1 pseudogene is annotated in these 266 nt (G+C 41.7%); it reads left to right on the forward strand.

The window, feature by feature from the left end:
* Window positions 1-63: 63 nt before the first annotated feature.
* Window positions 64-266 (forward strand): annotated as a pseudogene (locus AAEZ03_RS27655) (hypothetical protein); the annotation flags it as partial.

Consider the following 266-nt stretch of genomic DNA (forward strand, 5'->3'; position numbering starts at 1 on the left):
GGCTATTACCGCGCATACAGCGTTAACTTTACGACATTTATTGACAGCGAAGACAGGAACCTTATGAGTAAAATCGAAAAAATAGACGACTGTCACCTCACGATTGCTGAGATTAAGAAAAAAGATTATCCGCAGTTAACAGCCTTGATGGATCGCGTATATGTGAACTTGGGCGGTGCATGGTCGAAGACTACTATTCATACTTTGATTGATGCGTTTCCAGAGGGACAGATTGCCCTATTTGACCACGATCAATTGATTGGTAT

Origin of the sequence: Pseudomonas sp. HY2-MNA-CIBAN-0224 (assembly GCF_040310285.1) — a bacterium.
In the GTDB taxonomy this organism is placed as follows: Bacteria; Pseudomonadota; Gammaproteobacteria; order Pseudomonadales; family Pseudomonadaceae; genus Aquipseudomonas; species Aquipseudomonas helleri.